The organism is Streptomyces sp. LMG1-1-1.1 (assembly GCF_040815545.1).
Lineage (GTDB): Bacteria > Actinomycetota > Actinomycetes > Streptomycetales > Streptomycetaceae > Streptomyces.
Window position 1 is genome coordinate 17,969 of record NZ_JBFPNH010000058.1, and the last position, 19,299, is coordinate 37,267.

13 protein-coding genes and 2 pseudogenes are annotated in these 19,299 nt (G+C 73.9%); 11 read left to right on the forward strand and 4 right to left on the reverse strand.

Annotated elements, in window-relative coordinates; genetic code table 11:
- The first annotated feature begins 69 nt into the window (after positions 1-69).
- The 4 genes and pseudogenes from MRBLMG1_RS30180 (at position 70) to MRBLMG1_RS30195 (ending at position 3,607) form a co-directional block, all read left to right on the forward strand.
- Positions 70-1,080 (forward strand): aldo/keto reductase, encoded by a 1,011-nt coding sequence (locus MRBLMG1_RS30180; protein WP_367827330.1) that lies wholly within the window; start codon positions 70-72, stop codon positions 1,078-1,080.
- Between the two features lie 118 nt (positions 1,081-1,198).
- The gene (locus MRBLMG1_RS30185; protein ID WP_367827331.1) at positions 1,199-1,618 is read left to right on the forward strand and encodes an SRPBCC family protein; all 420 of its coding nucleotides are present in this window, start codon (positions 1,199-1,201) and stop codon (positions 1,616-1,618) included.
- A 247-nt stretch (positions 1,619-1,865) separates the two neighbouring features.
- Positions 1,866-1,943: pseudogene (locus MRBLMG1_RS30190) on the forward strand (GNAT family N-acetyltransferase); the annotation flags it as partial.
- 266 nt (positions 1,944-2,209) lie between these two features.
- On the forward strand, positions 2,210-3,607 hold the full coding sequence (locus tag MRBLMG1_RS30195; protein ID WP_367827332.1) for an NADP-dependent succinic semialdehyde dehydrogenase: 1,398 nt from the start codon (positions 2,210-2,212) through the stop codon (positions 3,605-3,607).
- A gap of 235 nt (positions 3,608-3,842) precedes the next feature.
- On the opposite strand, the gene MRBLMG1_RS30200 is transcribed toward MRBLMG1_RS30195, so the two are convergent.
- Positions 3,843-4,868, reverse strand: a complete 1,026-nt coding sequence (locus MRBLMG1_RS30200) for a PHP domain-containing protein (protein WP_367827333.1) — start codon at positions 4,866-4,868, stop codon at positions 3,843-3,845.
- Between the two features lie 19 nt (positions 4,869-4,887).
- On the reverse strand, positions 4,888-6,972 hold the full coding sequence (locus MRBLMG1_RS30205; protein WP_367827334.1) for a SpoIIE family protein phosphatase: 2,085 nt from the start codon (positions 6,970-6,972) through the stop codon (positions 4,888-4,890).
- Positions 6,973-7,952: 980 nt separating this feature from the next.
- Here MRBLMG1_RS30205 and MRBLMG1_RS30210 point away from each other — a divergent pair.
- The 5 genes and pseudogenes from MRBLMG1_RS30210 to MRBLMG1_RS30230 all read left to right on the forward strand — a co-directional run bounded on the left by MRBLMG1_RS30210 (position 7,953) and on the right by MRBLMG1_RS30230 (position 15,405).
- Positions 7,953-12,053, forward strand: coding sequence for an AfsR/SARP family transcriptional regulator (locus MRBLMG1_RS30210; protein WP_414721681.1), 4,101 nt, complete (start codon positions 7,953-7,955; stop codon positions 12,051-12,053).
- On the forward strand, positions 12,046-12,597 hold the full coding sequence (locus tag MRBLMG1_RS30215; RefSeq protein ID WP_367827335.1) for a hypothetical protein: 552 nt from the start codon (positions 12,046-12,048) through the stop codon (positions 12,595-12,597). The genes MRBLMG1_RS30210 and MRBLMG1_RS30215 overlap by 8 nt, the downstream gene beginning before the upstream one ends.
- Before the next feature lie 83 nt (positions 12,598-12,680).
- Complete coding sequence (locus tag MRBLMG1_RS30220; RefSeq protein WP_367827336.1) at positions 12,681-12,881, forward strand: hypothetical protein; 201 nt, start codon at positions 12,681-12,683, stop codon at positions 12,879-12,881.
- A 345-nt stretch (positions 12,882-13,226) separates the two neighbouring features.
- A pseudogene (locus MRBLMG1_RS30225) lies at positions 13,227-13,951 on the forward strand (alcohol dehydrogenase catalytic domain-containing protein).
- 263 nt (positions 13,952-14,214) lie between these two features.
- A complete protein-coding gene (locus MRBLMG1_RS30230) occupies positions 14,215-15,405 on the forward strand; it encodes an acyl-CoA dehydrogenase family protein (RefSeq protein ID WP_367827337.1) in 1,191 nt (396 codons plus the stop codon).
- Positions 15,406-15,421: 16 nt separating this feature from the next.
- On the opposite strand, the gene MRBLMG1_RS30235 is transcribed toward MRBLMG1_RS30230, so the two are convergent.
- Both MRBLMG1_RS30235 and MRBLMG1_RS30240 read right to left on the reverse strand, forming a co-directional pair.
- Positions 15,422-16,699: an MFS transporter gene (locus MRBLMG1_RS30235; protein WP_367827338.1), complete on the reverse strand. Its 1,278-nt coding sequence runs from the start codon at positions 16,697-16,699 to the stop codon at positions 15,422-15,424.
- A 13-nt stretch (positions 16,700-16,712) separates the two neighbouring features.
- Positions 16,713-16,994: a pyrimidine/purine nucleoside phosphorylase gene (locus tag MRBLMG1_RS30240; RefSeq protein WP_367827339.1), complete on the reverse strand. Its 282-nt coding sequence runs from the start codon at positions 16,992-16,994 to the stop codon at positions 16,713-16,715.
- A gap of 196 nt (positions 16,995-17,190) precedes the next feature.
- Here MRBLMG1_RS30240 and MRBLMG1_RS30245 point away from each other — a divergent pair, with 196 nt between their 5' ends.
- Positions 17,191-18,012: an oxygenase MpaB family protein gene (locus MRBLMG1_RS30245; RefSeq protein ID WP_367827340.1), complete on the forward strand. Its 822-nt coding sequence runs from the start codon at positions 17,191-17,193 to the stop codon at positions 18,010-18,012.
- 129 nt (positions 18,013-18,141) lie between these two features.
- Positions 18,142-19,299 (forward strand): serine/threonine-protein kinase (locus MRBLMG1_RS30250; protein WP_367827341.1); only part of this gene is annotated, 1,158 nt, incomplete at its 3' end.

Genomic DNA, 19,299 nt, shown 5'->3' on the forward strand with positions numbered 1-19,299 from the left:
CGCTTCCGGCTTCTTCGCAAGGGTCGCCGCGCCCCGTGGGCCCACCCTCACCCCCGTAAAGGCACAGTCATGTCGCTCAAGGAAATCCTCCCCGGCCGTCTCGGCTTCGGTACCGCGCCGCTCGGCAATATGTTCCGCGCGATTCCCGATGAGGAGGCTCGTGCCACCGTCGAGGCGGCGTGGGAGCAGGGGATTCGCTTCTTCGATACCGCCCCGTTCTATGGGGCGGGCCTGGCTGAGACGCGGCTCGGTGAGGTGCTCTCCGTGAAGCCGCGGGATGCGTACGTCCTGTCGACGAAGGTCGGGCGCGTCATTCTCGACGAGGAGGAGACCGCCGCTCGTGACCTGGGTGAGAAGGGCGGGCTGTTTGAGCACGGTAATCCGAACAAGATCGTGCATGAGTGGACGGCCGAGGCCACGGAGCGTTCCATCGAGGACAGCCTCAGGCGTCTGGGTACCGACCGGTTGGACATCGTGTGGGTCCATGACATCGCCCAGGACTTTCACGGGGACCAGTGGCTGGCGAAGTTCGAGGAGGCCCGTACCGGCGCCTTCCGTGTGCTGTCGCGCCTTCGCGACGAGGGCGTCATCAAGGCGTGGGGTCTCGGCGTCAACAAGACGGAGCCGATCGAGCTGACGCTCGCGCTCGACGAGCCGCGCCCCGACGGCTTCCTGCTCGCCGGCCGTTACACCCTCCTCGATCATGGCCACGCCCTCCAGCGCCTCCTGCCCATGGCCCAGGAGCAGGGCGTCGACATGGTCGTCGGCGGGCCCTACAGCTCTGGCATCCTGGCCGGCGGCACCCACTTCGAGTACCAGCAGGCGCCGGCCGAGATCGTCGAGCGGGTGGGGAAGATCAAGGCGCTGGCCGAGAAGCACGGCATCGGCATCAAGTCCGCCGCCCTGCAGTTCTCCCTGGCCCACCCGGTGGCCGCCGCCGTCATCCCCGGCGCCACCCGGCCCACCCGTATCGCCGAGGACACCGCGGCGCTGGCCGAGACCGTCCCCGCCGCCTTCTGGACGGACCTGCGCGAGGCCGGCCTGGTCAGCCCCGCCGCCCCGCTCCCGAACAACGCCTGACCTCCCGCCGAGGTCTCTCCCCGGGCTCCCCCTCCCGCTCCCATTCCCGTTCCCACTCCCGGTCCTCGATCCCGGACTCTCCCGCCCACACACCTCAGCACCACCAGGAGAAGCGATCATGGCCTCCACCTCCGTCAGTCGCGTCGTGCCCGCCTCACCCCAGAAGGTCTGGGACCTCGTCGGCGGATTCGACGCCCTCCCCGACTGGCTGCCGTACATCCCCGAGAGCACCGCGCTCGAAGGCGGCCGGGTCCGCCGCCTGGCGAACCCCGACGGCGACGTGATCGTCGAGCGCCTCGTCGCCTTCAGCGAGACCGAACGCTCCTACACGTACGCCATCCTCGAAGCCCCCTTCCCCGTCACCGGCTACCTCTCCACCCTGCGCGTCCACCCGGTCGCCGGGCGGGACGACGTCGCCGAGGTCCAGTGGTCCGGGCGCTTCACCCCCGCCGGCGCCACCGACGCCGAGACCGAGGACCTGTTCGCGGGGATCTACCACGACGGCCTCGAAGCGCTACACCAGGCCCTGTCGGCCTGACGTCACGGCCGACGGGCCCAGAACGTCGTGAGAACCCCGGGCCCGGGTACGCGCGTGCGTACCCGGGCCCGGGGCTGCGGCGGGACCGGGCCCCGGAGGCATGGGCGTACCCAGGATCGGCGGCTGTGCCGGCACCGTACCGAGGCGCCCGACGGCAGTTCCAGGGCGTGTGGCACCCGTGCTGGTCACCGGAGTGCCACCGCCGCCACGCCTGTCACCTGCATCGGAACATGACCGGTGCTCGGTGAGCGACGGCGAGCCGGTCTACCGGCGCCTCGGCTTCCGTTCCTGCGGCCGGTTCACCGAACACGCCGTCAATCCCTGAACCACGCGAACATCGCCGCCCCCATCCGCCCCCATCCGCCCGCATCTCCAGCCGGTGCCGGTGCCGGTGCCAGTGCCGGTGTGGCCAGGGGAGTGGGTATCGGTATGGATGGGTGCGGGCGCGGATGCCGGTCGGGTCCTCGTGAAGATGCCCGCCGTCGACGTGCCCTGACCGGATCGCGCCCCTCGACCGGCCGCGCCCCTGTTGCGCGGGGCCGGTCATGGCGGATGGTTGCAGAGGGGGCCGATGGCAGGAGGAGGTACGTCATGGGCATCGCCACCGTGAACCCCGCGACCGGTGAGACGCTGCGCACCTACGAGGCCCACGGGCCCGAGGAGGTCGAGCGGCGGATCGCGGCCGCGCACGAGGCCTACCGTCAGTACCGGACCACCTCCTTCGCCGAGCGGGCCCGGCTCATGCGTGCCGCGGCCGAGCTCCTCGACGAGGACACCGAGGACATCGCCCGCACGATGACGCTGGAGATGGGTAAGCCGATCGCCGCCTCCCGTGCGGAGGCGGGCAAGTGCGCGAAGGCCATGCGTTGGTACGCGGCCAACGCGGAGGAGCTGCTCGCCGACGAGCATCCGGCCGAGAGCGACGTCCAGGACTCCGGCGCGGACGTGGCCCGCGTCCACTACCGGCCGCTCGGCCCGATCCTGGCCGTCATGCCGTGGAACTTCCCGCTCTGGCAGGTGATCCGCTTTGCCGCGCCCGCGCTCATGGCGGGCAACACCGGCCTCCTCAAACACGCCTCCAACGTGCCGAGGACCGCGCTCTACCTCGGTGACCTGTTCCGCCGCGCCGGCTACCCCGAAGGCTGCTTCCAGGCCCTCCTGATCGGCTCCCGCGACGTCGAGGGCGTCCTGCGGGACCCCAGGGTCGTGGCGGCGACCCTGACGGGCAGCGAGCCCGCGGGGCGGGCCGTCGCCGCCGTCGCGGGCGACGAGGTGAAGAAGACCGTCCTGGAGCTCGGCGGCAGCGACCCGTTCCTCGTCATGCCGTCCGCGGACATCGTCCGCGCCGTGAAGACGGCCGTCACCGCGCGCGTGCAGAACAACGGCCAGTCGTGCATCGCCGCGAAACGGTTCATCGTCCACCAGGACGTGTACGACGACTTCTCGGAACGGTTCGCGGCCGCCATGAACGCCCTCACCGTCGGCGACCCGCTCGACGAGTCCACCGACATCGGCCCCCTCGCCACCGCACAGGGCAGGACCGACCTGGAGGAGCTCGTCGACGACGCCGTGCGCCGGGGAGCCACCGCCCTCTGCGGCGGCCACCGGCCCGAGGAACCCACGCTCCGCGACGGCTGGTACTACCGGCCCACCGTCCTCACCGGCATCACCCCCGCGATGCGCATCCACCACGAGGAGGCCTTCGGCCCGGTCGCCACGGTCTACCCGGTCAGCGACATCGAGGAGGCCGTGACCGTCGCCAACGACTCGCCGTTCGGCCTCAGCTCCAACGTGTGGACCCGCTCCCCGGACGAGGTCGCCTTCTTCGTCCGCGACCTGGAAGCGGGCGGCGTGTTCGTCAACGGCATGACCGCCTCGCACCCGGCGCTCCCCTTCGGCGGCGTCAAGCGCTCCGGTTACGGCCGGGAGCTCTCCGGGCACGGCATCCGCGAGTTCTGCAACGCCACGACGGTCTGGCAGCGCGCCTGACGGCCGGAGGACACTCGCGGCGCGCTGGTCAGCGACTCTGCGACGTCATGCCGGTCATCTGGCAGCGCGTGTCTGACGGCCGGTGGACCGTTCCACCCTGCCGGGCAGCGGCGCGCCTGTCGTCCGGTGGACCGTCCCGCCACACGGGTCAGCGGGGCGCCTGTCGTCCGGTGGACCGTTCCACACTGCCGGGCAGCGGCGCGACTGTCGTCCGGAGGACCTCCCGCCACGCCGGTCAGCAGCGCGTCCACTCCGACAGCCGGTCCGCCGACCAGGTGTTGATGACTCGGTCCTCGGGTACGCCGCACTCCTCGGCCCGCGCGCAGCCCAGGATCTGCCATTCCAGCTGGCCGGGTGCGTGGGCGTCCGTGTCGACGGCGAAGTACGTGCCGGCCGCCACCGCTTGCCGGAGCAGCCGGCGGGGTGGATCGAGCCGCTCGGGGCGACTGTTGATCTCCACCGCGGTTCCCGACTCCGCGCACGCGGCGAACACGCGCTCCGCGTCGAAGGCCGACTCGGGCCGCAGCCGCCCGCCGGCCACGAGCCGCCCCGTGCAGTGACCCAGGACGTGCATCAGCGGGTCGCGCACCGCCCGTTCGAGACGGCGGGTCATCGCGCGGGCATCCATCCGGAGCTTCGAGTGGACCGAACCGACGACCAGGTCGAGGCGGGCGAGCAGTTCCGGATCCTGGTCGAGCGACCCGTCGTCGAGGATGTCGCACTCGATGCCGGTGAGCAGACGGAACGGTGCCCACTCCTCGTTCAGCCGCGCCACCACGTCCAGCTGTTCCCGCAGCCGTTCCGGGGACAGGCCCCGCGCCACCGTCAGCCGGGGCGAGTGGTCGGTGAGGACCGCCCACTCGTGGCCGATCGCCGCCGCCGCGCGGCCCATGTCCTCGATCGTGGCGCCGCCGTCGGACCAGTCCGAGTGGAGGTGGCAGTCGCCGCGCAGCGCCGCCCGCAGCGCTGCGCCGCCGTCTCCGGGCCCGGTGGACGCCAGGGATTCCTCGAGTTCCCGCTCCAGTCGGTCCAGGTACACCGGCACCCGGCCTTCCAGCGCCTCGCGGACCACCGTCGCGGTCTTCGGCCCCAGGCCCTTGACGGCCTCCAGTTGGCCCGTCGCGGCCCGTCGCGCCGCCTCGCCCTCGGGCAGCGCGGCGAGCGCGGCGGCGGCCGTACGGAAGGCCTTCGCCCGGTATCCCGGTTCCTGCGCGCGCTCCAGGAGGAACGCGATCCGGTTCAGTGCGGCCACAGGGTCCATGACGTCCCTCCGGAGATCCTCAGGCGCCGTTCGCCGTGGCGTCGGCCGTCACCGTCGTCGGGCCGATCTCGCACCACACGGCCTTGCCCTCGCCGCGTGGTTCGACCCCCCACCGGGAGGCCAGTGCGTCGAGCAGGAGCAGTCCGCGCCCCGAGGTGGCGGCCTCGCCCGGGGTACGACGGCGGGGCCAGGCGCTCGACCTGTCCTGCACCGAGAGCCGTACCCGCCGCACCGGCTCGGGCAGCACCTCCAGGGTCAGCACCGCGCCGCCCTCGGTGTGCAGCAGCACGTTGACGAGGAGTTCGCCCGTCAGCAGTTCGGCGTCGTCGGACAGCTCGGGCATGCCCCAGTCGTTCAGCGCCTGCCCGACGGCGGCCCGCGCGTCCGAGAGGCCCTGCGGATCGGCCTGGTGGATGTACTGGTGGATGCGCGGTGCCCGCGGCGTGCCGGGGTCCGGGCTGCGGCGCAGCACCAGGAGCGCCACGTCGTCACCCGAGCCCCACCGCTCCCAGAGCCGCTCGGAGAGGTGGTCGGCGAGGGCCTCCGCCTGCGGCGGGCCGCTGCTGATCGCCTCCGAGAGGGCGGCGAGACCCGCGTCGATGTCCGAGTCGGGCTGCTCGACGAGCCCGTCCGTGCAGAGCACCAGCGTCTCCCCGGGCACCAGGTCGAGCCGGGTCTCCGGGAACTCCTCGTCCCCGAACACCGTCGCCAGGCCCAGCGGCAGACCGCCCCGCAGTTTGGGCTGCCCGACCCGGCCGTCGGTGTGCCGGATCATCGGACCGAGGTGCCCCGCGCGTACGGCACGCAGTGTGCCGCTCGCCAGGTCGACCTGCGCGTACGTGCACGTCGCGAAGCGGTTGGTGTCGAGATCGGCGAGAAACCGGGAGGCCCGGGCGAGCACCGTCGACGGGGCGTGTCCCTCGCCCGCGTACGCCCGCAGGGCGATCCGCAGCTGCCCCATGATGGCGGCGGCGTGCGTGTCGTGGCCCTGGACGTCGCCCACGACGACCCCGACCCGGCCGCGGGGCAGCGCGATCACGTCGTACCAGTCGCCGCCGACCTGCCGGCCGCTCCACGCCGCGTGGTAGCGCACCGCGATCTCGCCGCCGGTGATCTCCGGGATCCGGCGCGGCAGCATCGTCGCCTGGAGCCCGGTCGCGAGCTCCCGCTCCTCGTCGAACAGGATCGCCCGCTGGAGCGACTGGGCGACGATCGCCGCGAGCCCGAGCGCCAGGTTCCGCTCGTCCGGGTTGAAGTCGGTGCGCCCCCGGTAGAACAGGGCCATGCCGCCGAGGGAACGTGCCTGCGCCACCAGCGGCAGATAGCAGGCCGCCCGGAACGGGAGCCGCTCCACGTACGGGGCGAGCTCCGGGAAGTCCCGCCCGAGCGACGGGAACGCGGAGACGAACCGAGGCCGCCCGCTCAACACCGCCTCGGCCAGCGGAAGCCCGCGTTCGAGGCGCCGGGTGCGGAAGTCGTTGAGCACGTCGAGGGATTCCCCGCTCAGCGCGATGACGTTCAGCGAGCCGTTCTCGACGAGGCCGAGCGCCAGCCCGTCGGCGCCGAGCCGGGCGAGCCCGCCCGGACCCGTCAGTGCGGCGGTGACGTCGTCCACCGTCACCGCCCGCGACAGAGCGTTCGTCGTCCGCTCGACGATGCTCGTCTGCACCTCGCGCCGCTTCTCCAGCTCCTGGACGAACGCGAAGTTCGTGACCTCGGCCGTCGTGTCCCGCACGATGCCGACGATCCGCCGGGCCCGCCCGTCCGGGGAACGCAGGATCCGCGCCTGCACGTGCGTCCAGTGGGATGACCCGTCGCCCTGCGGGATCGGGAAGTGCGCGGTGTACGAGACCGCACCGCTCCTTACGGCTTCCCGCACCACCCCTTCGAGCCGCGCCCGCTCCTCGGGGGCGAGGCGCGCCACGAGAGTCACCGGGCGCCCGTCATGGGCGTCCGGAGTCAGTCCGAACACCAACAGCCCCGACTCGTCGACATCGATCGTGCCCGTGTCGAGATCCCAGTCGAAGCTGCCGGTCCGGTTCATGGCGAGCCACTCGGCGGGCCCGATCTCGCCGTTGCGCGCAGGCCGGTCGTCTTCGCTCATCCCCCTCATTGTCGAATGCGTACCCCGCCGACGCCATGGCGGCGACACGGCGTGGCGCGAGTTCGCCGCCGCGGATGCGTTCGACGAGGACGAGCGGGCTTCCCGGGCGCCCGCCGTACCCCCGAGGGGGGCGGGCTTTCAGGGCGCTCGCGTACCCCCCTGGGGGGGCGGGCTTCCACGGGGCCCGCGTACCCCCGGGGGGCTTCCCGGGCGGGCGCGCCCGCGCGGCAGTGGGCTCCCCGGGCGTGCGAGGCCGCGAGGGGTGGTGGGCTTCCGGGGCACGCACGAGCCTGGGAGGACGGGCCGGCTTTGCGGGTGCCTGCGTACCCCTGAGGGGTGGTGGATTTCGCGGCGCGCGTACCCGGCGGGCGGTGGGCCGCCAGGGCGCGCGAGCCCGCGAGGGTGGTGGGCTTCCCGGGCGCGCGCGAGCCCGCGAGGACGGGCCGGCTACGCGGGCGCCTGCGTACCCCTGAGGGTGGTGGGCTTTCCGGACATCCGCGAGCCCGCGAGCCCGCGAGCACGGGCGGGGCTTCCCAGGCACCCGCGTACCCGCGAGGGCGGGCGGACCTGCCGGGATGCCGGGGGCGGGTGGTGGTGCGGGGCTACGTGTGGGGGCGGCCGAGTCCCTGGGGCGCCGGCGAGGGCGGGCGGAGTTCCGGGGCGCCGGTGGGGGCGGGCGGGGTCCGGGGGAGCCCGGTGTGGGCGGGTGGTGTTACGGGGGCGCGCGCGAGGGCCGGCCGAGTCCCCGGGGTGCCGGCGAGGGCGGCGGAGTTCCGGGGCGCCGGTGGGGGCGCGGAGGGGTTCCGGGGCGCCCGGTGTGGGCGGGTGGAATTCCGGAGGTACCCGCGAGGGTCAGCCGAGCCTCGGGAGGCCTGCGACGCCCCCGGCCGAGTCCAGGACGCAGCCGCGAGGCGGGCCGGGTCTCGCCGCCGCCCCGGAAATCCCGTGCTGTCCGGGAACCCGCCGGGCAGAATGAGCCGGTGCAGCTGCCCTACCGCGTTCTCGGCCCGTGCCGTGCCTTCCGTGCCGACGACGGGACCGAGGCCGTCCTGGGCGGTGCCAGGCTCCGGGCGCTGCTCACCGCGCTCGCCGCCGCGGGCGGCCGGGCGGTGGGCCCGCGTGAACTCGTCGACCAGGTGTGGGCCGACGCCTCCGACGCGCCGGACCGTACGGCGGCGCTCCAGGCCCTCGTCGGGCGCCTGCGCAAGGCCCTGGGGCGTGAGGCCGTCGTCTCTACGCCCGGCGGCGGCTACCGCCTGGCCGCCGGCCCGGAGGCCGTCGACCTCCACCGTTTCGAACGCCTCGCCGCCGAGGGGGCAGCCGCCCTCGGCGACCGCCACCCCGAGCGGGCCGCCGCCCTCCTCGACGAGGCACTCGGCCTGTGGCACGGGCCCGCCCTCGCCGACCTGCCCGGCCGTGACACCGACCCCCTCGTCGTACGGGTCACCCAACGCCACGCACAGGCCCACCGCGACCGATTCGCCGCCGACCTCGCCCTGGGACGGGCCACCGCCGTCCTCGCCCCACTCGCCGCCCTCGCCGCCGCCGAGCCGCTCGACGAGCCCGTACAGGCCCTCCGGATCCGCGCCCTGCGCGATTCCGGCCGCCCCGCCGAGGCCCTGGCGGTGTACGACGACGTACGCGCGACCCTCGCCGACCGCCTCGGCACGGACCCCGGCCCCGAGCTGCGCTCCCTGCACGCCGAACTCCTGACGACGGACGCGCGCGGAGCGGCGGCCGGACCCGCGGCGCGGGCCATACGAGGGCCGGATCGGCACGCTCCGGATCTGCACGCTCCGGGTCCGCACGCTCCGGATCCGTCGGCGCCGCGCGTCGAGGCCTTGTCCGGCTCGGACGCGACGGCAGGATCCGACGCGTACCCCGACGGTCGGACCGGTCGCCCGCTCCCCTCCGGCCAGGACGTGGCGGCCCTCTCCGACGCACACCCCTACGGCCGGTCCGGCCGCCCCGGCCCATCCGGCCTGCACGCGGCGACCGGCTCAGAAGCGCACTTCTACACCCGGCCCGATCGTCCGGCCCCGTCTGGTCCGGACGCCTCGGCAGTGTGGGGTCCGGACGCCCCGCCCCGTCCGGCTGCCTGGGCCCCGTCCGGTCCGGCTGCTTGGGCCCCGTCGGGTCCGGGGGCCCCGGTCCCGTCCGGTCCGAACACCTCGGCCGTGTCGGGTCCCGAGACCCCGACCCCGTCCGCCCCAGACACCCCAGCCCCGTCCGCCCCCGACACCCCACCCCCGCCCGGTCCCCCCATGCCCGCCCCCTCCCTGCCCGCCCGGCTGACCTCCTTCATCGGCCGCGATCACGAACTGGACGAGCTCGCCGGCGCATGGGGTCACCGGCGGCTGGTCACCCTCACCGGACCGGGCGGAGTGGGCAAGACGCGGCTGGCTGTGGAGGCGGCGGAGACCTACCCGGGCCGGGTCCACCTGGCCGAGCTCGCCTCGGTGCGCGAGGGGAGCACGGTCGCAGCGGCCGTCCTCACCGCGCTCGGGGCGCGCGACACCCAGCTTTGGCACGGTCCTGCCGTCACCGACACGGATGCCCGGGACCCGTATGCCTCGGTGGTCGAGCACTGTGCGGGACGGCGGATGCTGCTCGTCCTCGACAACTGCGAGCACGTGGTCGATGTGGCGGCCGAGCTCGCGCAGGCGCTGGTCACGCGGTGCCCCGGTGTGACCGTGCTCGCGACGAGCCGGGAACCCCTCGGGGTGCCCGGGGAGGTGGTGCGTCAGCTGGGGCCGCTGTCGGCCGAGGCGGCGCTGCGTCTTCTCGGGGAGCGGGGTGCGGCGGCGCGTCAGGGGTTCACGGTGGGGGAGGACGCGGAGGCGGCGGCGGAGGTCTGCCGTCGGCTGGACGGGTTGCCGTTGGCCATCGAGTTGGCGGCTGCGCGGTTGCGGCTGTTGTCGGTACGGCAGATCGCGGACCGGCTCGACGACCGCTTCCGGCTGCTCACGTCGGGGGCGCGCACCGTGCTGCCGCGCCAGCAGACGCTGCGGGCGGTCGTGGACTGGTCGTGGGAGCTCCTCGACGGCGCGGAGCGGGCGGTGTTGCGGCGGCTCGCGGTGTTCGCGGGCGGGTGCGATCCGGCGGCGGCGGAGGCGGTGTGCGCCGACGGAGGCGCGCACGGCACCGACGCTGCGGCCGGCCTCGCGGATCCGGGCACCGTCGGCGATGCGGCCGGCGGTACACGTATCCCCGATGCGGCCGGCGGTACGCGTATCCCTACCGCCACCACCTACCCCGCCACTTCCACCTCCACCTCCACTTCCCCCTCCACTTCCCCCTCCACTTCCCCCTCCACCTCCTCCTCCGCAGCGACCCGTGCGGCCGCCTCCGCGGATTCCGGCGGTGGTGCGGACAGGTCCGCCGGTACCCGTATCGCCTGCGGTGTCGACCCAGAGGCGGCCCCAGGCGGCGCGTCCGCCGACGTCCTGCACGTGCTGGGCGCGCTGGTCGACAAGTCGCTCGTCGTGGCCGCGCCGGGCGGGGCCGGGATGCGCTACCGGCTGCTGGAAACCGTCGCCGAGTACGCAGGGGAGCGGTTGGACGAGGCGGGGGAGCGGGTGGCGACCGAGCGGCGGCACCTGACGTACTACCGGGAGTTGGCCCGTAGGACGGACCCCGAGTTGCGCGGGACCGGGCAGGTGGCGGCCATCGCTCGCTTTGAGCGGGAACACGACAACCTGCGGGGTGCGTTGCGGACGGCGGTGAGGCTGGGTGACGAGCAGGAGGCGCTGTGTCTCGTGCACTGCCTCAGTTGGTTCTGGCAGCTGCGCAATCACATGGTCGACGCCCGGACCTGGGCTGTAGAGGCGGCGGGGCTCGGCCCCGATCCGTTCAGGGAGCCGGTTCGTCCCGCGGAGCCGGTCACCGGCAGGTGTGTGGACGTGCCGCCGCCGTGGAGCGGCGAGCGGCTATGGGAGGCCCGGCGTGGCGGACACCTGTACGCGCTCGCGACGCAGGGCGGTGAGGGCGCCACCGTGCTCGAGCAGCCGGAGTCGCGCGCGCGGCTCGCGGCGCTCGTCTCCGCGTACCGGCCGGGCCTTCCGCAGACCTGCCGCCAGCCGGGGACGATGTGGTATTTCGCCCGCCTCATGACCGGGGAGCTGCGCACTCTCGACGAGACCCTGGCGCTGACCGTCGCGGCCTGCCGCGACCACGGCACCGGCTGGGACCTGGGCTTCGCCCTCCTCATGCGGGCCAAACTCCTCGGCCACGGTCCCGGGGACGCCGACGAGGCACTCGCCCTGTTCGAGGCCGCCGGGGACGCGTGGGGCACCGCCGAATCCCTCTCCGCCCGGGGGGAGGCGTACGAGCGCGCCGAGCGGCTTCCCGAGGCCGCCGCCGACTTCGAGCGCGCGGCCGAGGCGGCCGCGCGGGTCGGCGCCCGCTCCCAGGTGCCCGTCATCACGGCCCGCCTCGCGGCCGTGCGGCTCCGGCTCCGCCCCGAGGACGGCGCGGCGGCCGAGCGGCTCCTGGTCGAGGCCGCCGACGAGGCGGGGCAGTGGGGCGCCGAAGCCGCCGGCACCGGCCGACTGCTGCTCGCCCAGCACTACGCGCACACGGGGCGCGTCCCCCTCGCCCGGACCCAGCTCGGCTTCGCGGAGGCCGAGTTCGGCGACGTCACGCCGGCGCTGTTCTGGGGCCTCGTCGGCGGTGTGCGGGCCTGGCTCGACTGTCTGGACGGCGCCTACGACGCCGCCGCCGAGCGGCTGGTCCGCGCCGTCGGGGACGTGGAGACCCTCGCCCACCTCGTCGCCCCCTACCTGCTCGTCACCCAGTTCGCGACCGCAGCCTGGGCGCTGGGCGGACGCGGCGGCCCCGGCGACGCCGAGGCCGGGGCTCGGCTCCTCGGCGCGTACGACACGCACATCGGCGCGCATGGCGGCGGATTCCGCCCCTTCGCGGTCCGTACGGAGGCCGAGATCCGTGCCCGCGCCGAGGAGACGCTCCGTGGCTCCCTGGCCTCGCAGGCGTACACCCACCACCACGACGAGGGCGCCACGCTCTCGCTCACGGCCGCCGCATCGCTCGTACGGAATCCAGGGGGAATCCCGCGTGACTGACCACTACGCCGTGCGCATCGCGACCCGCAGGGGCGATCTCCACGTGATCTGGCGGCTCGGCCAGGGGGACGACCACGACACGTTGGCCGTCGACGACCGCCGCAAGCTCCTCGCCTTCCACGACACCGAGACCCTGCGCGGACACTGCGAGCGGAACGGCTGGAATCTCGTGCCGGACGCGGAGTCGGTGCTCGACCTCGAAGACGTACGGGAGTCGATCGAGGAGGCCTTCCGGGACCCCGCTTCGCGCACGGTCCCGACGGGGCTGGTCCTGGACACCTGGAACTTCTTCGAGGACGTCGCGCGCAGCGTGGACACCGCCACGGCGCTACCCGTCCGGGGCGCGGTGCATGACGCCGCCTACGAGCGGATCTTCGGCGCCGCCGACGGGGAGGTCTGGACGGACGAGGAGGCCGCCGCCGTGTGGGCCTTGCTGCGCGCGGGCCTCGCCCTCTGGAAAGAGGCGGCCCGCGACGCCGTCGTACCGGACGCGTCCCCGCTCACCCGGCCGATGTCGGCCGGGTGGCCCGCTCCGCCCGCGTGACGCCGCTCCGGGCGCCGTCCCGGATGCGGTCCGGGTGGCCGGACACGACAATGGCCAGTGCCGGAAGAAACGTAGGAGGCGGCATGAACGCAGAGCCCGACAAGACGTCCCCGGGGGACTTTCCGACGCCCGACCGGCTGCTGCACGCCGGTTCGGAGGGCGAGTTCACGGCGGAGGACCTGGTCCTCGCCTCAGGCCGTGACGTGAATCCGAAGAGCCTCGCGTGGGCCGAACGCCGCATGGCGGAGAAGGGGCGCGCCTCCATGGACGAGCTCCTGCCTTAGGTGTCCCTGACAGGCCCCTCGCCTGTCCACCACTCTCGTGATCCTCCTCGGCCCCGGGTCGGTCCTCCGACCCGGGGCCGAGGCGCGTCCCGCTCCTCCGGAGAGCCCGTCGCTGGTTATAACGACCGTCATAGTCTAGTGTGACGTCTCGTTATAACGACTGTTACAACGAGACGTCGGCCAACAGGGGAGCCGCCGTGCCGTTGATCCGATCGACCGTCCCGACCGGTGTCTGGACGGACTGAGGCCGCGCGATGACGGGGACGGATTTCGTCGCCCTCTTCGCCCTCTTCGCCCTCGTCGCTCTCCTCGGCCTCCTCGGCCTGGCGAACGGGCGGCGGGCCCATGCGTGAACTGACCTACATCGCGCGGCACGCGGTCGCATGGCGCGAAGCGCCCGCCCCGGAGGTCCGGTCCGCCAGGGAGGCGATCGTCGCACCCGTCGCCGCCACCTCCTGCGACGTGGACTCGTCCATCCTGGCGGGGCACGGCTTCCTCGACCCGCCGTTCGCCCTCGGCCACGAATGCGTGGCCCGTGTCACCGACGTCGGCGACGAGGTGACCGGTGTGAAGCCCGGCGACCTCGTCGTGGTGCCCTGGTCCGTGTCCCGTACGCGGACGCCATGCTGGTCCCCCTGCCGACCGGCCTCGACCCAGTGGCGATGGCCTCGGCCAGCGACAACTGGTCGCTGTCCTGGCGGCTCGTCGCGCCCCATCCCAAGGCGCGGCCCGGCGCCCGTACGGCCGAGACCGTCGAACCGATCCGGCACGGCTTCGACCTGGCCGTCGAGGCCACCGGCCGCGTCGACCAGCTCGCCCTCGCCGTCAGGTCCCTCGCTCCCGAGGGCGTCTGTGAGTCGGCGGGCAACCACTTCCGCCCCGGCGAACTCCCGCTGCTCGACATGTACCTCACCGGCGTCACCCTGCGCATCGCCCGCGACCACGTCCGTGCCCACCTCCCCGACGCCCTCGACCTCGCCGCCTCGGGGAAGGTCGCGCCTGACCGGGTCGTCTCGCACGTCCTCGACTGGGGACAGCTGCCCGAGGCCCTGCCCGAGAAGCACCTCTAGCCCGTCTTCGTACGCGACCTGCCTTCGCCCCCCGCCCCGGGCTGACCGTCCTGTCCCCGCCCCGGGCTGACCCTCCTGCCCCCGCCCGGGGCCGACCGGTCATCGGGTGCGGGCCGGCGTGGGACCGTCACCGTCCCGAGGCTTCCGGATTTGTGGAACACGTTCTACCGTGGCCGCCGTCGCGCGTCGCATCACGCCCAGGCGCGCGGCGCACCGAGGACGGCGCAGGACGCCGCCGCAGGACGCCGCCACGGGAGGCCCCCATGCACCTCGAGTACACGCCCGAGCAGAACCGTCTGCGCGCCGAACTCCGCGCGTACTTCGCGGAACTGGTCCCGGACGACGTCCACGCCCGGTACGAGGACCCGGCCGCCCAGAAGCGCTTCTACCGGGAGACCGTGCGACGGCTGGGCGGCGACGGGTGGCTCGGCGTGGGGTGGCCCACCGAGTACGGGGGGCGCGGGCTGACCCCGATGGAGCAGTTCATCTTCTTCGACGAGGCCGCGCAGGCCGGCGTGCCGCTGCCGCTCATGGCGCTGAACACGGTCGGGCCGACGATCATGCGGTACGGCACCGACGAGCAGAAGGCGTACTTCCTGCCCGGGATCCTCTCCGGGGAGATCGACTTCGCCATCGGCTACAGCGAGCCCGACGCGGGCACCGACCTCGCCGCCCTCAAGACGCGCGCGGTACGGGACGGCGACGAGACCACCGGTCACTACACCGTGAACGGCCAGAAGATCTGGACCACCAACGGCGACACCGCCGACTGGGTCTGGCTCGCGGTCCGCACCGACCCCGACGCCCCGCCCCACAAGGGCATCACCATGCTCCTCGTCCCGACGAGCGACCCCGGCTACTCCTGCACGCTCATCAACACGCTCGCCTCCCACGACACCACCGCCAGCTACTACGACGACGTCCGCGTCCCCGCCTCCCGCCGCGTCGGCGACGAGAACAAGGGCTGGCGCCTCATCACCAACCAGCTCAACCACGAGCGCGTCACCCTCGCCGCCCACGGCACCATGGCCATCCGTGCCCTCCACGACGTCCAGCGCTGGGCCGCCGCCACCCCCCTCGCCGACGGCCGCCGCGTCATCGACCTCCCCTGGGTCCGCCGCAGCCTCGCCCGCACCCACGTCCGCCTCGACGCGATGAAACTCCTCAACTGGCAGATGGTGAACGCCGTCCAGCACGGCACCCTCACCCCCCAGGACGCCTCCGCCGTCAAGGTCTACGGCTCCGAGGCCCGCCGCGACGCCTACGCCGCCCTCATGGAGGTCGTCGCCGCCGCCGGAGCCCTCAAGGAAGGCTCCGCCGGCGCCGTCCTCCACGGCGAACTCGAACGCGGCTACCGATCCGCCGTCATCTTCACCTTCGGCGGCGGCAACAACGAGATCCAGCGCGAGATCATCTCCTGGATCGGCCTCGGCATGCCCCGCGTCCGCCGCTAGGCCTACGTCGGGGTCGCTATTGCCCTTGTCCGACCGGGGCGGGATCGTCCGGGGCGGCTTCCGGGGCCGGCGGCGCGGGGCGGGTCCGTTGGGCCCAGGCGGCGACCGGGGGGCCGGCGGCGCCCACGGTGGCGAAGAAGACGCCGAGGAGCAGCCAGCCGGTGTGGCCGAGGGGGAGGACGAGGCCGGTGAGGATCACGGGGGCGAGGGCCTGGCCGGCGTTGAAGCCGATGCCGAAGAGGCCCTGGTACTGGCCTTGGGCGTGGTCGGGCGCGAGAACGTAGGCCAGGGTGTAGCCGCCCGAGGACTCCCACACCTCGCCGATGCTGTGGACGCAGACGGCGAGGATGGCGAGGGCGGGCGCGACCCAGGCGGGGACGTCCGCGGTCAGGGCCATCAGCGGACAGCTGACGAGGAACAGGAGTCCCGCGAGGCGGAACGCGCGGCCGCCCTGGCGCGGGGTCTCCACCTTGGAGCCGAGCCGGCTCTGCAGCAGCACGCAGACGCCGCTGCTCACCGCGGAGACCGCCGCCACGGTCCAGCGCGGCGCGTCGGTGTGGGTGGCGAGCCAGATCGGCAGGAGCAGGGAGACGGTCTGGTACTGGAGGCCCATGGCGCTGTAGAGCGCGACGAAGGACACGTAGGGACGGTCGGTGAGGACGGACCACTGGCGGTGTTCCTCGGGCCGGGGCAGGGGCCGGTAGTTCGGGACGCCGAGGAACGCGATCAGCCCGGCGAAGGCGAAGCTGGCGGCGTTGGCGAGGATAAGACCGGTGTAGGCGGCGCGGGTGTCGATCTGGATGGCGACGGCCGCGCCCAGGGTTCCCAGGACGACGCCGAGATTGACGAACGTCCGGAGCCTCGCCCGGAAGGCCGCCGGGCGCTCGCCGCCGACCCTGGCGACGAGCGCACCGCCCGCGGCGCCGCCGCCCGCGGCGGCCAGCCGGTCCAGGGTCGCGACGACGGTGAACGCGAGCCAGCTGTCGATGAGGACGAAGGCCGCCATCGTGACGGCCTGGAGCGCGAGGCTCGTCAGCCAGATGGTGCGCGGCCCGTACCGGTCGGCGAGGTTCCCCGCGGGTATGCCGGCCGCCAGGCCGCTGAGGCCGGCGATCGTCAGACCCAGGCCCACCTGGGTGGCGGGCAGATGCACCACGAACGTGAAGTAGAGGATGGCGGCGGTGTTGAAGAGGCCGTTGCCGACCCTGCTGACGAAGACGGCGGTGATGAGGGCACGCTGCGGACCGGACTCCGGCCCGCCGCGCGCGCGTCGCTCGGCCCCCCGTTTGATCACGCCGAGCACAGGATCAGCGGTATTCGCAGAGGTACGCGGTGTCGACCGCGACTTCGAGCTGGAACTTGCTGTCGCCGGGGACCTCGAACCGGGTCCCGGCGGCGAAGGTCTGCCAGTCGTCGGCGCCGGGCAGCTTCACCGTCAGGGCCCCGCTGACGACGTGCATGACCTCCGGGCTCGCGGTGCCGAACTCGTAGGCGCCGGGGGCCATCACGCCGATCGTCGCCGGGCCCTGCTCCTGGGTGAAGCCGATCGACTTGACCGTGCCGTCGAAGTACTCGTTGACCGTGAACATGGGCATCCTCTGGGGAAGCGGGACAAAGGGGTGGCCAGGACTTCGCTGGCCGGCCACCGGCAAGTCGACTTTACCGGCGAGGGTTTGCACCGGGCGTGGTGCCCCCGCCCAGGTGGCGCCCTTGATCCGAACCCGCGGCCGTCGCCGGGCGCGCGACCGCTGCCCGGGGAGCCGGGCGCGGCGTAGCCTGAGCGGCATGAGGCAGGACGCCGATCCGGGGCTCTTCGGTCCCCGCTCCGTGACGTGGCAGGTGCACTCCGATCCGGTGATGTGGATCGCCGGCGTCCGGGCCCTGTGGCTCCAGGCGCTGCATCCCGTCGCCGTCCGCGGTGTCATGATCAACAGCGGTTTCCGCGACGACCCCTGGGGGCGCCTCATGCGGACGGCGAACTTCGTCGGCACGCTGAGTTACGGCACGGCCGAGGCCGCCGAGGCGGCCGGCGCCCGGGTCCGCCGGATCCACCGCCTGCTCGGCGTCGACGATCCCGAACTCCTGCTCTGGGTGCACTGCGCCGAGACCGACTCGTACCTCTCGGTCGCCCGCCGCTCCGGCATCCCGCTCACCGACGCGCAGGCCGACCGGTACGTGGACGAGCACCGCACCTCGGCGCGGCTCGTCGGTCTCGACCCGGACGCCGTCCCGGCGTCCGCCGCGGAACTCGCCGCCTACTTCGACGCGGTGCGCCCCCGGCTCGCCGCCGGACCGGACGCGCGGACCGTCGAGGACTTCCTCCGCCGCCCGCCCGTGAAACCCGTGCTCGTCCCGGCGCGCGAGGTGATCTGGAGGCGCGTCACCGCCCTCGCGTACGACACCCTGCCCCCGTACGCCCACGCGCTCTACGGCCGCCCCGCCCCGCCGGCGGAGACCGTCACCCGCCGCCTGGTCACCACGGCAGGCGCCCTCCGCCGCATCCCCGCCCGCCTACGCTGGCGGCTGCCTCCCCGGCACATCCTGCGGGCCGTCGAACGGCTCGGCCCCGAGACCCTGCCCGACCCGTTCGCGCGACGCGTGAGGTAGGCGAATCCCGACCCGTTCGTGCGACGCGTGCCGTACGCGTACCCCGCCCCGTGTTCACTGTCCGACCCGGCGGCCATACTGGAGGAGCCGAGGAGGCAGTACGGGATTCGACGGGGGCGACGGCACACGATGGGGGACTCGAGACTGATCCAGGGCCGGTACCGCCTGCACGAGGTCATCGGTCGCGGAGGCATGGGCGAGGTCTGGCGCGCCACCGACGAGGCGCTCGGGCGCAGCGTCGCCGTGAAGTGCCTCAAGCCGCTCGGCCCGCAGCAGGACCCCCAGGTCCTCACCGTGGTGCGCGAGCGCTTCCGGCGCGAGGCCCGGGTGGCCGCGGCGCTCCAGCACCGGGGCATCACCGTCGTGCACGACTTCGGCGAGTACGACGGCGTCCTCTTCCTCGTGATGGAGCTCCTGGAGGGACGCAACCTCAGCCAGCTCCTCGCGGCCAACGCCCAGCGGCCGCTGCCCGTCCAGGACGTCGTCGAGATCGCCGACCAGGTCGCCGACGCCCTCGCGTACACGCACGGGCAGGGGATCGTGCACCGCGACCTGAAGCCCGCGAACATCATGCGGCTGCGCGACGGGACCGTTAAGATCTGCGACTTCGGGATCGCGCGCCTCGGCGCCGACATGGGCTTCACCTCGAAGCTCACCGGCACCGGCATCGCCATGGGCACGCCCCACTACATGTCGCCCGAGCAGATCGGCGGCAGCGAGGTCGACCACCGCAGCGACCTCTACTCGCTCGGCTGCGTCCTGTACGAACTGGCCACCGGCGCCCCGCCCTTCGACCTCGGCGACTCCTGGGCGATCCTCATCGGCCACCGGGACACCGTGCCGGAGCCCCCGCGCGCGCTCCGCGCCGAGCTTCCGGCCTTCTTCGACCAGATCGTCGTCCACCTGCTCGCCAAGGTCCCCGAGGAGCGCCCCTCCCACGCCGGCGACCTGCGGCGCCGGATCGCCGTGGGCCGCGTGTCGTCCGTCCTGGAGCCCGGCTCCACGCCCCCTCCGCTCGGCCCCTGGCCCGGGGACACCACCCCGTACCCCGTCCCCGGCCACCCGCCCGTCGGCCCCGGTGCGAGCACCACCCCTCCCGCGGCGCCTCCAGGGCCCGTGCCCGCGTGGGCGCGGGCGATCGGCGAAGGCCACCGGCCCGCCGCCGAATCGGGCTCCGCCGCCCCGCCGCGCCCCGCCGCCCACGACTCCGCCGCGGCCGTGCTCACCACCGAGTGGACCACCGCCGGCCAGACGCCCGGCGGGCCGCCGCACCCGCCCGCCGTGCCC

Bases quoted from the DNA above. Each gene is read 5' to 3' on its own strand.
- MRBLMG1_RS30180 (WP_367827330.1), top strand. From the start codon at position 70: ATGTCGCTCAAGGAAATCCTCCCCGGCCGTCTCGGCTTCGGTACCGCG.
- MRBLMG1_RS30185 (WP_367827331.1), top strand. From the start codon at position 1,199: ATGGCCTCCACCTCCGTCAGTCGCGTCGTGCCCGCCTCACCCCAGAAG.
- MRBLMG1_RS30195 (WP_367827332.1), top strand. From the start codon at position 2,210: ATGGGCATCGCCACCGTGAACCCCGCGACCGGTGAGACGCTGCGCACC.
- MRBLMG1_RS30200 (WP_367827333.1), bottom strand. From the start codon at position 4,868: ATGGACCCTGTGGCCGCACTGAACCGGATCGCGTTCCTCCTGGAGCGC.
- MRBLMG1_RS30205 (WP_367827334.1), bottom strand. From the start codon at position 6,972: ATGAGCGAAGACGACCGGCCTGCGCGCAACGGCGAGATCGGGCCCGCC.
- MRBLMG1_RS30220 (WP_367827336.1), top strand. From the start codon at position 12,681: ATGAACGCAGAGCCCGACAAGACGTCCCCGGGGGACTTTCCGACGCCC.
- MRBLMG1_RS30230 (WP_367827337.1), top strand. From the start codon at position 14,215: ATGCACCTCGAGTACACGCCCGAGCAGAACCGTCTGCGCGCCGAACTC.
- MRBLMG1_RS30240 (WP_367827339.1), bottom strand. From the start codon at position 16,994: ATGTTCACGGTCAACGAGTACTTCGACGGCACGGTCAAGTCGATCGGC.
- MRBLMG1_RS30245 (WP_367827340.1), top strand. From the start codon at position 17,191: ATGAGGCAGGACGCCGATCCGGGGCTCTTCGGTCCCCGCTCCGTGACG.